21 protein-coding genes are annotated in these 14,410 nt (G+C 53.3%); 16 read left to right on the forward strand and 5 right to left on the reverse strand.

The genetic code is table 11. The features are described 5' to 3' along the window. The first annotated feature begins 1,215 nt into the window (after positions 1-1,215). The 7 genes from YH3_RS26900 to YH3_RS26930 all read left to right on the forward strand — a co-directional run bounded on the left by YH3_RS26900 (position 1,216) and on the right by YH3_RS26930 (position 4,757). On the forward strand, positions 1,216-1,671 hold the full coding sequence (locus YH3_RS26900) for a hypothetical protein (protein WP_064444416.1): 456 nt from the start codon (positions 1,216-1,218) through the stop codon (positions 1,669-1,671). Positions 1,672-1,834: 163 nt separating this feature from the next. Then, the gene (locus YH3_RS26905) at positions 1,835-2,386 is read left to right on the forward strand and encodes a CAP domain-containing protein (RefSeq protein ID WP_064444417.1); all 552 of its coding nucleotides are present in this window, start codon (positions 1,835-1,837) and stop codon (positions 2,384-2,386) included. After that, complete coding sequence (locus YH3_RS26910; RefSeq protein WP_064444418.1) at positions 2,383-2,652, forward strand: hypothetical protein; 270 nt, start codon at positions 2,383-2,385, stop codon at positions 2,650-2,652. Before YH3_RS26905 ends, YH3_RS26910 begins: the two co-directional genes overlap by 4 nt. Continuing rightward, a complete protein-coding gene (locus YH3_RS26915; RefSeq protein ID WP_064444419.1) occupies positions 2,649-3,191 on the forward strand; it encodes a YopX family protein in 543 nt (180 codons plus the stop codon). Before YH3_RS26910 ends, YH3_RS26915 begins: the two co-directional genes overlap by 4 nt. Continuing rightward, entirely contained in the window at positions 3,188-3,484 is a 297-nt protein-coding gene (locus YH3_RS26920; RefSeq protein ID WP_064444420.1) for a hypothetical protein, read from the forward strand. Before YH3_RS26915 ends, YH3_RS26920 begins: the two co-directional genes overlap by 4 nt. 1 nt (position 3,485) lies before the next feature. After that, positions 3,486-4,169 carry a GIY-YIG nuclease family protein gene (locus YH3_RS26925; RefSeq protein ID WP_064444421.1) on the forward strand — a complete coding sequence of 228 codons (684 nt, stop codon included), beginning with the start codon at positions 3,486-3,488 and terminating at the stop codon, positions 4,167-4,169. Positions 4,170-4,322: 153 nt separating this feature from the next. After that, positions 4,323-4,757: a hypothetical protein gene (locus YH3_RS26930; protein WP_064444422.1), complete on the forward strand. Its 435-nt coding sequence runs from the start codon at positions 4,323-4,325 to the stop codon at positions 4,755-4,757. Here the strand turns inward: YH3_RS26930 and YH3_RS26935 are convergent. After that, the gene (locus YH3_RS26935) at positions 4,754-4,984 is read right to left on the reverse strand and encodes a hypothetical protein (protein WP_064444423.1); all 231 of its coding nucleotides are present in this window, start codon (positions 4,982-4,984) and stop codon (positions 4,754-4,756) included. The genes YH3_RS26930 and YH3_RS26935 overlap by 4 nt on opposite strands. 101 nt (positions 4,985-5,085) lie before the next feature. Here YH3_RS26935 and YH3_RS26940 point away from each other — a divergent pair, with 101 nt between their 5' ends. After that, positions 5,086-5,490, forward strand: coding sequence for a hypothetical protein (locus YH3_RS26940; RefSeq protein ID WP_064444424.1), 405 nt, complete (start codon positions 5,086-5,088; stop codon positions 5,488-5,490). Here the strand turns inward: YH3_RS26940 and YH3_RS26945 are convergent, their stop codons facing one another. Then, positions 5,491-6,459 carry a transglycosylase domain-containing protein gene (locus YH3_RS26945; RefSeq protein ID WP_082920682.1) on the reverse strand — a complete coding sequence of 323 codons (969 nt, stop codon included), beginning with the start codon at positions 6,457-6,459 and terminating at the stop codon, positions 5,491-5,493. It lies immediately after the preceding gene. A gap of 421 nt (positions 6,460-6,880) precedes the next feature. Here YH3_RS26945 and YH3_RS26950 point away from each other — a divergent pair, with 421 nt between their 5' ends. From YH3_RS26950 to YH3_RS26980, 6 genes are all read left to right on the forward strand, one after another. Further along, positions 6,881-7,252, forward strand: coding sequence for a hypothetical protein (locus YH3_RS26950; RefSeq protein WP_064444426.1), 372 nt, complete (start codon positions 6,881-6,883; stop codon positions 7,250-7,252). Further along, positions 7,249-7,665, forward strand: coding sequence for a YopX family protein (locus YH3_RS26955; RefSeq protein WP_064444427.1), 417 nt, complete (start codon positions 7,249-7,251; stop codon positions 7,663-7,665). Before YH3_RS26950 ends, YH3_RS26955 begins: the two co-directional genes overlap by 4 nt. Further along, complete coding sequence (locus YH3_RS26960; protein WP_064444428.1) at positions 7,662-7,919, forward strand: hypothetical protein; 258 nt, start codon at positions 7,662-7,664, stop codon at positions 7,917-7,919. Before YH3_RS26955 ends, YH3_RS26960 begins: the two co-directional genes overlap by 4 nt. After that, positions 7,916-8,215, forward strand: a complete 300-nt coding sequence (locus YH3_RS35710) for a hypothetical protein (protein ID WP_154100360.1) — start codon at positions 7,916-7,918, stop codon at positions 8,213-8,215. Before YH3_RS26960 ends, YH3_RS35710 begins: the two co-directional genes overlap by 4 nt. Positions 8,216-9,015: 800 nt before the next feature. After that, complete coding sequence (locus YH3_RS26970; protein ID WP_154100349.1) at positions 9,016-10,023, forward strand: IS481 family transposase; 1,008 nt, start codon at positions 9,016-9,018, stop codon at positions 10,021-10,023. Between the two features lie 362 nt (positions 10,024-10,385). After that, entirely contained in the window at positions 10,386-11,222 is an 837-nt protein-coding gene (locus YH3_RS26980) for a hypothetical protein (protein WP_064444431.1), read from the forward strand. 85 nt (positions 11,223-11,307) lie between these two features. Here YH3_RS26980 and YH3_RS26985 read toward each other — a convergent pair whose 3' ends face one another. From YH3_RS26985 to YH3_RS26995, 3 genes are all read right to left on the reverse strand, one after another. Further along, the gene (locus YH3_RS26985; RefSeq protein ID WP_193777204.1) at positions 11,308-11,799 is read right to left on the reverse strand and encodes a Pycsar system effector family protein; all 492 of its coding nucleotides are present in this window, start codon (positions 11,797-11,799) and stop codon (positions 11,308-11,310) included. Continuing rightward, the gene (locus YH3_RS26990; RefSeq protein ID WP_238592711.1) at positions 11,796-12,536 is read right to left on the reverse strand and encodes a hypothetical protein; all 741 of its coding nucleotides are present in this window, start codon (positions 12,534-12,536) and stop codon (positions 11,796-11,798) included. The genes YH3_RS26985 and YH3_RS26990 overlap by 4 nt, the downstream gene beginning before the upstream one ends. Positions 12,537-12,603: 67 nt before the next feature. Then, positions 12,604-13,323 carry an adenylate/guanylate cyclase domain-containing protein gene (locus YH3_RS26995; protein ID WP_030537842.1) on the reverse strand — a complete coding sequence of 240 codons (720 nt, stop codon included), beginning with the start codon at positions 13,321-13,323 and terminating at the stop codon, positions 12,604-12,606. A 111-nt stretch (positions 13,324-13,434) separates the two neighbouring features. Between YH3_RS26995 and YH3_RS27000 the strand changes: the two genes are divergently transcribed. Both YH3_RS27000 and YH3_RS27005 read left to right on the forward strand, forming a co-directional pair. After that, on the forward strand, positions 13,435-13,968 hold the full coding sequence (locus YH3_RS27000; RefSeq protein WP_064444432.1) for a terminase small subunit: 534 nt from the start codon (positions 13,435-13,437) through the stop codon (positions 13,966-13,968). Then, the gene (locus tag YH3_RS27005; protein WP_064444433.1) at positions 13,940-14,338 is read left to right on the forward strand and encodes a hypothetical protein; all 399 of its coding nucleotides are present in this window, start codon (positions 13,940-13,942) and stop codon (positions 14,336-14,338) included. Before YH3_RS27000 ends, YH3_RS27005 begins: the two co-directional genes overlap by 29 nt. The last annotated feature ends 72 nt before the right edge of the window (positions 14,339-14,410 follow it).

Here is a 14,410-nt window from a genome sequence, read left to right on the forward strand (position 1 = left end):
TGGGATAATTACCAGTAAGAGCATGGATTGACAGATTCCAGGACAACGTGGGCATCGGGTGACACTAAACGCTAAGACGTACGGGCGCGGTGATGGAGAGAGTAGGAGTTAGCGACTCTGAGGGCATCCAGAACGTATCGATGCCAAAGCTAGATGAGAGCGCAAGCAACACGGCTAGCCATCGGAGAGAGGGTGGTCGGTGTGTGTCTATAACAACTTCAGAACACACATGAGCAGTGAGTGGCGGAATAGGTAGACGCATATGGGTGAACGCACGGAGTGGAAGTGCTGACCGTTACCTCAAGTCTATAAAACATCCACGACACCACCCTGAAAGCTAGCAGTAGAAGCACTCTAATAGGGATGTTCGGAGACGAGATGGTGGGCGATGGGAGACGACAGCGTTCATGCAGGGTGACTATACGAGTACTCCAGGGTAATAGGTGAGTCCTGGCTCAATTTCTCGTCAAATCCCTGCCTTACTGCTCTTGCGTGTTCTGAAGTCTTGAATCCACCGAGAAGTCTTGTACCGATCAACTGGAAAAGGGAGTTAGTACTCAAGCTATCCCTGATCTAGCCGCCGTGTCCGACCTACTCAGGGAATGCTGGATTATTAACTCCCCCCCGTTTTACCGGACAAAAGAGGGAGTGCTTAGAGACTCAAAACTAAGACATTCCCTATCGTTGGCGGGTGGCAACTCTGGATGCGGGGGGACCTGCGGGATTGCCTGTTGATTACTTATGGTCGTAGTTTTCCACAGCTTCTCTCATTTCGCTATTGCATTTATCGTTAGTTTGGCTCATAGTTATTTATAGAAAAGATAATCATAGAAAGGCAATAAAGCTATGAACACAACCCAAGTAACAATACCAAGCAAGATGGCAAGTGAACTGCGAAGTCGACTGGATGAGTGTGGTGCTTACAGTATCCACGACGATCGTCATCCCTTATATAAGCGGTTACTAAGATCAAATACAGTTCGTGTTAACGACGACGAGCTCATGGAACTTATATATCACGCGCAGACCATGATCGAAATCGCACAAGAGAATGACGATCCCGTGATGGACACCGAGGCTGAAGGTGCACGTGAGTTCTTTAGGAGCCGGGCCGTGAGTCAGGCAGGCTTACGACTAGCAATACGAGTTTAGTTTTGTGACCTTGGTAAGTCCCTAAACTGCCTTGCCTAAAAATTAAGCAGGAATCAATGCAATATGAGTTCATACGATCAACCCAATAAGAACCGCCGCGGCCTCGTAGTCTTTCTACTAGTAATCGTCGCCTTCATCACCGTCGCAGCCTTCAATCAAAAGAGCGACCAACCAACTGGCCTCGTAGTTCCAACTGGAACCTCGACATCAGCACCCGCGCAACAGAAGTCCTGGCACAAGGTCATCGAGCTATCCGGCTCGACAAGCAAGCGCAGTGATATCTTCCAGCTGAACAGCTCCAAGCAACGGATCACGTACACAGTGAACGGTGAGTACAGCCCGTTCGTGAACATCTACGTGATGGCAGAGGGGAAGTCTCTCGACAAGCACGGCGGAATCCCTGAGGTCACAATGGCTTCAGTAAGTGGAGATACGTTGATGTACAAAACATCTGGCGGCTACTACCTCGATGTAAGCGGCAATGGTGAGTGGACGGTGATCATCGAGGAGGAGCGGTAGTCATGGGGGCACTACTACGAACTCCCACTGAGGAAGGTAAGCGTGAAGAGGAGACGTTCGGCGCAAGGATTATGGCGCGTGTACTTGAGTGGGAAAAGGCCTGGGCAGAGTCCAATGCCTCTCTATCATCCGACTCGACGTGTCCGAGTGATGAGGCGAAGTCATGAAATTCAAGCGCTTCAACTTCACGGCAGTCGATCCCGCAGCTATCATCTTGTTGGTCGGTCTCATTGTCGTTATGGTGGTGTTCATTCCGATTGAAATATCTACGATGAATAGATCCGAGCCTTCTTTGGCTGGACCGGCCGCTGTGTCCACTGATTCTAAGGGCCAGAACTCTGTCGAATCCCTCGTCAACGCCGAGAGAACCAAAGCAAGGAAGCAACCCTTCACAACAAGCGACACACTTCGATCGAGCGCGTGCGCCAAAGCGGATCACATGCTCGCACAGAGCTATTGGTCGCACACCTCACCAGATGGCGTGACTCCCTGGACCTTCATCGAAAAGGCCGGCTACCGCTACACAACTGCGGGGGAGAACCTTGCGAAGTCATACCCTGACGATGCGAGTCTTGTTGCTGCCTGGATGAACAGTCCGTCTCACCGAGAGAACGTGCTTGGTGACTTCAAAGAACAGGGGATCTGTCAGAAGACTGGGACGTTGCAGGGTAAGACGACGACCGTGACTGTGCAGCATGTTGGAGTGCGGTCATGAAAACAACTCTGCGAGAGGAGATCCTGGCCAGTCCTGTGACGGTTGATGAGAAGAACATCCTTGATTTCTTCACGACTCTCTCGATCATCCTATTCGGTCGTGAGCTGTCGATTGAATGCGTGCAGTTCATCGTCCTGGTCATGAGGCTTGGCGCTAGGCGGCGGGTTGAACCGCAAGTCATCACTCCCATGATCCAGGTTGTCGACTACTCAGCCGTACGAACCCAGGAGTTGGCGGCAATGCACTCGATGAGGATGCGGTCATGAATCGTGTGATCAAGTTTCGCGCTTGGGACCGTCGCAACAAAAAGATCTACCCCGTCGTATCGGTCAGGTGGTCGTACGGGTCTGTGTTGCGCCACTTTCACCGTGGAGTTCCGGAAGGCGACTGGCTGCCGGATGAAGTCGTAGTCATCCTCGGTAATGACAAGATGCGTACGTTCTCTTACTTTCCTCATCCAAGGTCGTACATCCGCATCGGATCACGCAGAGTGCTGAGCAGACACGCAGGGCGGCACATCCGTGACCTGACTCTCTTGGAGTTCACCGGCCTAATGGACAAGAACGGCATCGAGATCTACGACAGCGACATCGTACGGCTCAAGTTCCGAGAAGCGCCTGATGAGTACTCGTTCGAACTAGGGGTCGTTAAATGGCACGAGTCATCGTCGGCCTTCAAGTGGTTTGCACTGGAAGAAGATCTATCTGACGGTAACAACTACTGGTTGACTCATGCCGACTGCGACGGTCGCGAGGTAGTTGGCAACCTCTACGAGCATCCTCACCTGCTGGAAGAGTCGTCATGACAGTGACACTCAAGATCGCCCCGTCGATCGAAGAGCTACGTGACGCGCCGACGCTGAGACCAGTGTCAGTAGAACTTGAGATCACTCAACCTGACAGCGATTCATCGTTAGAGGCACTCACCCAACACTTCGAAGAGACGGCACGTGCGTTCAACCGCGTTTGGGAAGTAGTCGGTTTGGTAGATCCGGAAGGATTGAAAGCCTTTCTCTCCCTGTTGCGTCCGACGCTCCAGGGAACAGGACTTCGGATCGTGAACAAGCGTGGGCGAAACAAGCTGGTGGTGAGGGGCTGACGTGGCGAAGTTCTACGTCTACATCACCGATCGACTTCATGGTGACCAGAACTTTGGCTTCGCTCACGAACGCGTGTTCACCGAGATCTACGAAGCTGAGAGCAAAGCTGATGTCAAAGAGCTGGTGCTGAAGGACTTCGATTACATGCCGAAGGTGCGGGAGAAGATGACGGCGAAAGTGCCTGATACTGAACGGTTCATCACTAGCATCCATGAACTCAACGACTACTGGCATGACATCTGGTTGACCCCGCACAGGTGCAGGGAGTGCCTTAACGAGTACACGAAGATCGAGAAGGCGAAGTTTCGCATGAGCGGCTCACCTGAGTTCTGCTCTAGCGAGTGCCAGAAGCATTACGACATCCGCTTCGAGGCAACGGCGGTGGATAGCTACAACACCGCGACCGTCTACATGATCACCCACAAGCCGAGCGGAAAGAGGTACATCGGCGTGACCACACGTTGGTTGATGCAGCGCTGGTGGGAGCACATCAAGGCGCAGAGCGGATCGCCATTCCATCAACTCGTACAGGCGAGCAGCATCACCGACTTCACGTTCGAAGTGCTGGAGGTGTTCAAGCCGAGTGAACATGACCCTTATGAACGTGAGTCGATCTACATCAAGCAGTACGACGCAGTGGAACTGGGCCTTAACGCTGTAAGCGGTCACGCTGCGAAGAAGTAAGCCGACATGACCACACACCCATCTTTGCCGCTCGAACCCCACGAGCGGCCTTCTGTGCGTTCCTAGTGACATATTTCAAGCATTGTCGTACGTTAAGAACATATGGGTAGCCAACCAATCATTATCCGGCGCAGTCTCTTTGGCCTAGCTGGGTTGATTCTGGTTGGACTTCTGATCGCTGGATTCATCTATGGACTGGCGTACTTCCTTCACACTCAGAACCCACGGGACACGACACCGATTGCGATTCTCCAGCTGATGGGCGTCGTCGTCCTGATCTCAACAGCAGTTACGGCCATCGTCTACAACCTCCACTCGATGACACTCAACGACAGCGGTGTGACGATCAAGAACTGGGGGAGTCTGTTCTTTAGCAGCGAGACACACTGCGATTGGAATGAGATCGAAGACCTCAACGTGCAGCGTGGGGGACCGTTGGCGTTCGTTGGCGGTTACGGCAATCTTCTAATCCAAACAGCAGGCACCGAGACGAACCTTCGTTTCAACTACTGCCCTCGCCCCGAGTACTGGCGTGACTACATCGACCAGCGTAGCGAGAGCACACCTGAACTAGTTCGCAACGTCTAGAGCGCGAGTGCAACGCCCGAACCGATCGCAAGCACCAAGCCGACGACCATCATCTTGATGCCAAGTTGGAGTTCCGACGTTTTCGCTGCCTTCTTGTCGGCAAAGCTCTTGTCAGACTCGAACCAACCCTTCTTAGCTGGCTTGTTCAGTGACTCGAAGATGCCAGTGCCGCCAGCGAGGGTGACGAAGACACCGACAACCAAGACCACGATCAGGAGCCATTTCATGGTGAAGTCTTACCACGGCACACCGTCAGCAACGCCGGTGCCACGGGTTCTCGCGCAGTTATCTGTTACTAGTTGTTGCGGCCAATCGCCCTGTCGCGGTCGTGATTAAGCTGGTGGGACCAATCAGCGCACGGGAGTACATCATGCACCGGCTCTTTATCAGTATGGGACTCGATTCAGAGATCGGGATCTACGAGTTGTACGACCGAACGATGGCATTCGTCAGGCGTTGCTTGAGCGAACTTGGCTACTTCATAGGCCCTTCGACGCTTGAGGATCGGTCTGAGCAGCTTGGTCGTGGGTTCAGTCAGTACTTCGTGTTGGAACCTGAGGGTCAGCTGGTTTCGACGGTCATTGAGATGGATCAGATAGTTCTCTTCGAGCTACATATCGATGCACTGGAACGGGAACTCAACCGTGGGTTGCAGTCGATCGTCAACGATTTGATTGACACTTATGACGACATCCACGCGTCTGTTCGCATCGCTGACGACGTTCGTGACTGATCAGCGTTGGCCGAATTCGGATTCCAGTCGTTCAGCAACGCTGTCGGGCATGGTCGAGCATGAATCTTCACCGCGCTCTTCCGCGTGATCTAGAGCTGCATCCGTAATCCCCACCGTCGCAACAGTGCCTTCCCATCCACCAAGCGCAGCGATCGAGCCAGGGTTGAACCTCGCGGCTATGTTCACCTTCTCAATAGCGAGCTGATCTGCATCGGGTCCGAGGTAGATCCCGCCGTCTGCTGCACGTTCGATGTACGCGGGCCGAGGCAGCACTCCCGACAGTTGGTTGGCGTTGTACTCACTCATGAACCAGGGCGGGGTGTTGAAGTAGTACCAACTCGCAGCACAGACCCCGTAAAGGCCAGGACCGAACTGTGCGTAGTTGAGATACAGCTCCAAGATCCGCTGATCTGACATTGAGTAGCTGAACTCTGTCGCCATAACTGCTTCGAGTCCCTTACGGATAGCGCTACGTCCAGGCCAAAGAAAGATATTCTTCACCAACTGCTGGGGGACGGTTGATCCACCTACTCCAGCATCGCCGTCCATGTATTCCCTTGCCTTAGAGGTCAAGTCGCTGATCTCAAACCCACCAGCTCGCATACCAAGTCGCTGATCCTCGTGAGCGATCACTGCCGCAATCATGTATCGGCTGATGTGGTCGAGATCCACGTACTGGTAAACGATCGGGCCTTCGTCTTGCAGCATGAACGACGTCCGAGGTGGCGTGAACCATCGGTATGAGAGCGTCACCATCTCCGAAAGCACTAGGGGAGTGAGTATTACGAGCGCAACGTCCATCGTCCATCGACGCCAGCGAGGGCGATGCCTGCGGGTGGCCGGCGGCTGTTCCGGCTCGTAGATCTCGTACTCGGGTTCTGGTGTGTGTACCCGCTGAGACTCGGGGAGAAGATCGTCAAGGGAGAGTCCCCGTGACCTATCGAAAGCGGTGGTGTTGGCGGTATCCATGGGTGGCCTCCCAATTCTCTGGAAAATCGCGCACGGGACAAATAGCCGAATGCGGATTTCGACCCATTTTATGCGAGATTGCGAGAAAGGGGATGGCGAGTCTCGGGGGTGGGGAATGGGGAGAATCGCGAGGTGGGGTTAGCGATTCGAAGAGGGGGTGTAGCCGTCCATCGTCTGATGGGTGAATAAGTAATCGATCTTATCTGCGTACTTGCGAACGTACGGGGTAAGGGTGATCTTTGCTGTTAGGGGGATATTTAGTGAACCGTTTGTTTTAACTATCATTACGCTACTTATTTAAACACAAAGTCTAAAGAATTGCAATAGTAAAGTTGAAAGCTGTGGATAAGTCCGATCATTTCGCTATTGCATTTATTGGTCTTTTGGCTCATAGTTATTTGCATAGGAGAAACATGAATATATGAATCTAGAAAAGACATCCACACCCGAGTACATCAGCACCAAGTACTCCTCACTTCGCGATGAAGTCCTGCATCACCTCTCACTAGAAGGCTGGGCCAACCAAAGCTCAGGGGACACCGCATCTACCACGAGTTACTTCGCCAGGATCAGCAACAGTGAAGCCGAACTCCAAGAGCTGACAACCAACTTCGAGGAAGCCATCCAGTCTGCCGACCTCGCTGATCCGTCTGCCTTAATCGGTCACTACCTCCTCGTTGAAACCGACGATGGCTTCGTTCACGTAGGTGCGTACAAGTCCGAGGAAGAGGTGATCGCTGACTACCAGAAGCTCGAAGCTGCTTATGAGGACTGGGCGGGGGAGATGGCATGAGTCATCGCATCAAACTCCGAGCATGGGACGGTAAACGGTTCGTGTACTTTACGCCCTTCACCCTGATTATCGATTCTGTTGAAGGCGAGGGGCTTCTCGACAATATCTCGACGCTGTATGACCTTGCCAGAAAGGACCCAGACTTCAAGTTCGATCGGTTTACAGGTCTGAAGGATAAGGACGGCGTGGAGATCTACGAGGGCGACATAGTTAGGGCGACCAAGAACTGGCCAGGTAAGGGGTCGCAGGCGTTCATCTCGACTTTCAGAGACAACACCGCCACGTTCGCGTTTCGTGAAGCATTCACCAACGGGGATGGTGAGAAGTACTTCTATGACGCACTGCAAGTCAGTGGCATCGAGGTCATCGGCAACATCCACGAGAATCCAGAACTCCTGGAGGTCACCTCATGACCCCAACCCAAACCCTGCGCGCTGCAATCAAACTCGCCAACTCCAACGGCTACGACAACCCTGCACTCTTCGGAACCATGGATCTGATTAACCAGTGGAACATGCCACCTCGTGCAGTACTGGGGATCTTGCTGATGAACCACGACTTCTGCCGAGCACTTTGGGGTGAGGAGTGGATGGTTCGTACCCAGACTGTCGCTGTAGCTGATGATCCGTTCGGGTATCTCGCGGGGAGTTTGGAGGAGCGGGGATGAAGAAGCTTGAATATAACCTAAAGAATCTATCTTTACTTCCGACATTCGATTTGATCGTTTCGGAGTCCGTGCCGGACAATCAAATGATATTCATGGAGCGGGCAGATACATTGCGTGACGGTGCGTTCGCGCCACATAAAATTACGATTTGGAATCTAGAGACAGGTGAGATGCACGGTAATGCTGACCCAACATACTCAAGAGAACTTTGTATGTCTTCAAAGAGATGCGCTCAACTGATTCGCGAAGTTGAAAAAGCTGAAGACGAACGAATGACAGGGCGTCTATGGGGGTAGTAATGACTAACACCCCTACAGAGTCAGAGTTCGATAAAGAGCTACGAGAGATACTCGACAATCATCGGTTCGATCAGGACTGGATGAATACTAAACACGAGAATCACGAAGGCATATCGGAGCATGTCAATAGTTGTATCGTGTGCAATAAAATGGAGACGATAAGTCGCCAGAACATCGAAGCTATAAAGAAGGCATTTAATAAACAAGTCGATCAGCTACAGACCTACAAATTCACCGACGGTAGTGAAGACAAGATGGTCATGCTGGATGACGTTAAAGCCCTATATGGGGGAGATAAGAAGTAATGAGTTGTATCGCAAAGAAATTGGGGTTTAAATCGCCACATAAAGGGACGATCGCGCCAAGGAAATTCATACGACCGACAGATGGCGCGAGTTGGATAGTCATGGGTTGGTGTGAAGGTCATTTTAACGAGAACAAGGAGGCCTCTAATGACCAACCCTACTAAACCAACAATCAACCTAACGCGAGCGTCGTCATGCAGCGTGGGGGAATGTGATCGGCAGGCTAGATCGGTGAGGATGTGCAACGCGCACTATCAAAAACAATACACCAGCCCGGAGCGTCATAGTTACAACTCAATGAGAGGTCGGTGCCAGAATCCAAATCGGAAAGATTATCAAAGCTATGGCGCATGTGGCAGAACGATTGCAGAGCGATGGCTAGGTGTTGTGGGTATGGACGTTGCTGACGCGGGACTGAAGGGGACGGGCTGGTCCTCGGCGTAAGAATGGGAGTTGCGACACAACCGTTCTCGACCAAAAAGGACCAGCCCTGTGACACACCGTAATGCCCCACTTACTGTTGAAGGAAGACGCCGCCTGATCGAGCGGTGCCAGAGTCGTCCGATCGCCCACGTAGCCGCCGAAATGGGTATCTCCCGCCAATGCGCCTCCAAGTGGGTCAACCGGTATCGCAAATACGGTGACCTGGGAATTCAGGACCGGTCCAGCGCACCGAAACATCACCCGACTGCCACAGCAACGGAGGTCGTGGCCGAGATCGAAGCGATGCGCCGGACCCGGAAATGGTCGGCCTCGCGCATCACGTTCGAACTGCGTACCGACGGCATCGTCATTGCTCGTCGAACAGTCACGAAAATTCTGCGGAACCTAGGATTGCACCGTCGCCGGTTCATCGACCCGAACGGCGAAACCAACCGAAAACCACAGGTCATCGTCGCAAAACGGCCCGGTCAAATGGTGCACGTCGATGTCAAGAAGGTCGGGAAAATCCCGGACGGTGGAGGCTGGCGTGCCCACGGCCGTGGGTCCGACAAGGCCAAACGATCCCAGCGTAGGAAAACGAAGAACAAGCAGGCCCGTGTCGGTTACACCTACCTGCATTCCGCGATCGACGGCAACACCCGCCTGGCGTACACCGAGGCCCGCGACAACGAAACCGCAGCAACAGCCATCGATTTCATGAACAACGCCCGATTCTTCTTCGCCGCCCACGGCATCACCCGTATCGAGCGCGTGATCACGGACAACGGATCATGCTACAGGGCAGCAGATTTCACATCTTCACTGCGAGAAACGCGGCACTACCGCATCAAGCCGTACACCCCGAAACATAACGGGAAGGTCGAACGCTACAACCGTATCCTCGCCGAAGAACTGCTGTACTCCCGCGAGTACACCAGCGAAGCCGAGCGGCGCACTGCCGTCGAAATCTGGAATGTTCACTATAATTACCACCGACCGCATTCAACACGCGGAGGACGACCGCCTGCCGCTTACCGCCGGCATCGCGTAACTAACGTCCGTGCCTCGTACAGCTAGGTGAGGGTGGCTTCGAGCGATTTTTGATCGATATGGGCAATCGCCCGAAAGGTACAACCCTGGACAGAATTGATGGATCGCTGGGGTATTCGCCTGAAAACTGCCGCTGGTCAACCTATTTCGAACAGCAAGTGAATACTGGGATTGGCAGTAGGAATACATCGGGAGTGAAAGGCCTGTACTTCAATAAAGAAAATAGCAATTGGAATGTCTACATAAACGTAATGTATACGCGCATCAATCTTGGCACCTTTGCGAATAAGGACGACGCTACTACCGTGCGGAGAGTGGCTGAGGAAATATTCTTCGGCAGGTGTCTTGACGCCCTCAATACTAATCAGGAGGTAGCTAACTAGCCCCATATGGAAAGAACCAAATCCAAAAGAAAATACAAGCGAGCTGAAGTCCCACCCGAGCTGTTGGAAGCGACCAACCTCGACTTACTTGACCAGATCCTCAACATGCCAGGAGAACAGGGCGACACGTACACCCGCTATGTGAACCTAAGTCTCGGCAATCAAGCGTTGCTCATGATGCAGGGTGTCGATGAGCCGGTGAACACTCTGAAGCGCTGGGGCGAGGACTATGGGCGCACCGTCAAGAAGGGCTCAAAGGCCGCCTACATCCGCCGTCCAGTCTTCAGGAAGGAAGAGAACGATCAGGGCAAGGAAGAACAGCGCCTCACGGGATTCGTACTGTCCAAGAGCATGATCCGTGCATCTGACACGGAGGGTGAACCACTGCCAGCGATTGAGCTACCTGAGTGGAGCGAGACTCTCGCCATGCAGAATCTCAAGGTGGATGAGGTTCCGTTCGAAGGCCACGACGGAAATATCCAAGGGTGGTCCATCAACCGCAACTATGCGATTAACCCAGTCGCTCGTTACCCGTTCAAGACAAAGATCCACGAGTGGAGTCACATCGAAGCGGGACACACTGTTCCCGATGCTCATGCCGACTATCTGCAGCACCGTGGCGAGCGTGAGTTTGAGGCCGAAGGCAGCGCGTACATTGTCCTGAATCGTCTTGGGGCGCTAGCACTTTTCAACGCTGCCGAGAGTCGCCACTATGTGCAGACCTGGATGAAAGATCAGAAACCATCACCCGAATCTGCCGGCCGAGTCATACGAGTAGCGGAGAAGATCATCAAGGCTGGTCGCCATACGCCTGAATCTGCACCTCAACCTATCGAAGCCTGACGACAAGGCGATCCGTGCGGTGTTCAGTACGACGGACAAGATCGTGAGGGCGGGGCTTGAACCAGTTTCACCCCACCTCCAGCGATCAGTAGGTTGCGCTGAACCCTAGGAAGACGACGCCGACAGGTGCAAGGGTCATCGATACCTGAACCATGCGGTGCTTAATCCACGCAATCTTGCTCATCTCCACTAGTTGCTTAGACAGGGCAGGCAGGATCGGTGTGTTTTCCAGGTGGTCCTGCACGGTATCGGGAGTCAACTCACGTAGATGACCGAAGTAGATGAAGTTGCTTTGCGACTCGGGCACGAGGTTTGACGATCGGAGTCGAGGACGAACGACCCAGGCCGCACAGATAACTCCTAGAACAAGCAGAGAGTTACCGATGACGTACCAGACCACTGCCCATCCACTCAGGTGCTCGAACACTCGATCTTTGCTCGAGAGCGTGATCACTCCGACGAGGAGTGCACTTTCGATCGTCAGTGCGAACGAAGCTTTTGTGTCGACCTTGCCCGTCCAGTCGGTGAGTGCGGAGTGGATCTTCCAGGCCGTATCAACGGGATCGGGAGCAGTCATTTGAACGACCAATGGTACGACGAGCGATAGTAAGCGTACTCCTTACCACCAAACGTCTTTGTGTATGTCCCTTGCCACATGTCCTTTCCATTCGACAACTTGGCGACGTCTGACAAGCCAGAGTAAGTACCCTTCCCGATTCGAGTCACGAATTTAGCATCGTCGCCAGTGCTGCGAATGTCACTGAGCTTTGCAGCAAGGTTGGGGGCTACGCCAATGGAGATCATGTCGTCGTTGTCACGGAATCCTGCACGCGCGAGAAGTGTTTTACCCGTGGCGATTCCACTTGATTGTTTGAGATTCCAGCCGTTTGATTTCAGTGAGGGGATCTCGGCGTGGATGGCGGGAGTTACGTGAGTGTCAACCGCCCACTTGATCCGCATTGCAGCCTTCACAGCGCGATCTTCTTTGTCGGGGCCGGTAAACACCCCCATCACTCGATCCCCGTCGAAGCTCCTGATGTGACCGTCGAGCGAGCGAATAATCTTGGTGCTTACGTTGAGGAACCCACGAAAGACTCGGGCAGCTTCTTCACGCGATGCCGTAGCTGCGAGGGTCGACGAATCATGCATGTCGGTATAGAGATAGGTGGCGGAGATGATCTTTCCGCCATTGTAAGCAAGGTCTTCTGGTTTTGGAACCGACGTGTCTGACGAAGTAGATGACCGCGTCGTGACAGTCATTGATGTCTTGATCGTCTTCTCGATCTGGGTGTTGATGTCATCAAGCAGGCTCAAGAGAGTTAACCTTCCATGTCTGAGGATTGGACTAGCGTGCGCAATCGCGTCGCCTGGTTCTGCCTACCTACACACCCCAGCGTCCGTGCGAGCCGTAAACTTCGACGTGCTTGTCGCCGACAGTTTGGCCGTAACGCAGCCTCGACCAGACGTTTGAGGTTCTACCTGATGCAGTCGGAAAGTGGATCAGCTCATCGTCCAAGTCCTCATGGACGGCCTTCGTTATGTAGATGGAGTATCCCTCCTTGAGGTCACTCAGTTTCGCAGCGACATTCGGCGCACTACCTACAGAGATCAAGTCGCTGTTGTTGCGCGCGCCTCCGCGCACGATCAAACTCTCACCCGTGTCGATCCCGACCCTGTGGGAGATGTCCTTGAAGTCTTTACCATCGCTCCAAGCTGCCTCGATCGCCTCCGGTATCACCTCTTGAACGGCCCAGTTAATTGCGAAGGCAGCGCGGACAGCCTTTCGGTTTTTGTCATCACCGATGAAGATTGCCATCACTCTATCGCCGTCGAAGCTTCTGATCTCCCCGCCGTACTCGCGGAATATTCTGGTTGCCGAGTTGATGTACGCGCGGATGATCTTTGCCACGGTTTCGTCGTACAGCGTGGACTGAACCAGTTTGGTAGAACCGGCTAGATCTGCGTACGCATAGGTGGCGTCGATCCGGCGACCGCCGTCCTTCATTACGATGTCGTCGGTCTTGGGCACTACGCGAGCGTCAGTGATCTTCCATGTCGTCGTCATGATCTCTCTGACGCTTGTTTCGATAGTGGGATACACAGAAAGCTCTCCTGGCGCTCGGCGTTACTGCAGATTTGTAACATTACTTGAACGGTCCGACAGCTCGGTTACTCTTCACAAAATCGCCCTGACGTGCGTAAATAGTAGTACATGGCAGAAAAAACTCCTCAAGAAGAAAAGAACAACAAGGGCGGACGACCGCTCAAGTACCAGACGGTCGAGGAACTTGATCTTGCAATTCAGAACTACTTCGCTGAGTGCGACCCACACACGACGAAGGCACTTGTCGAGACTGGACGAGACGGCCAGGGCAACATGTTGTTCGATACCCGGACGATCTTGACTGAGCAGAAGCCGTACACGATGGCGGGTCTCGCTCGGGCGCTTGGGATTAGTCGCCAAACACTTCTCGACTACTCCAATCGTGATGAGTTTCTGGACTCGCTTAGAGGGGCCAAGCAACGGTGCGAGGAGTACGCAGAGTCCCAGCTGTTCGGTCCGTTCGCGAATGGTGCCAAGTTCAATCTGACGAACAACTACCGAGGTAAGTACCAGGATTGGTCTGACAAACAGTCGATCGACCACACCTCTGATGGCAAGCGGATTGAGGCACCTGCTGTCTACATGAGCACTATCGCTCCACGAGATCCTGAGGATGCTCCAGCTCAAACCGAAACAGATTGAGGCCGTCCAAGCGGTCAATGATCCAACGGTCGACACGTTGGTTCTTCTAGGTGTAGTCGGATCTGGCAAGACAGACGTAGCGGCACACATCGACATCTCGATCGCGCTCCAGTTCCCCAAGACCTACTGGCCTGTCTTCCGTCAAAACATAAGCACTGCAATCAAAACCATCATTCCGTCGTATCTAGAGATGGCTGACAAAATGGGTCTGGTTGAAAACGAAGACTTCACCTACAACCAGCAGGCCAAGACCATCACCTTCCCGAACAAGTCGGTGATCGTGTTTGTCGAAGCTGATCCAACCAAGGACCGCGGCGGTAAGAAGATCAAGGGAATCAACGCTAGCTGTTGTGGGTATGGACGTTGTTGACGCGGGACTGAAGTAGACGGGCTGGTCCTCGGCGTAAGAATGGGAGTTGCGACACAACCGTTCTCGACCAAA

The sequence above is a fragment of the Rhodococcus sp. YH3-3 genome (assembly GCF_001653035.1).
GTDB classification, from domain to species: Bacteria; Actinomycetota; Actinomycetes; order Mycobacteriales; family Mycobacteriaceae; genus Rhodococcus_F; species Rhodococcus_F qingshengii.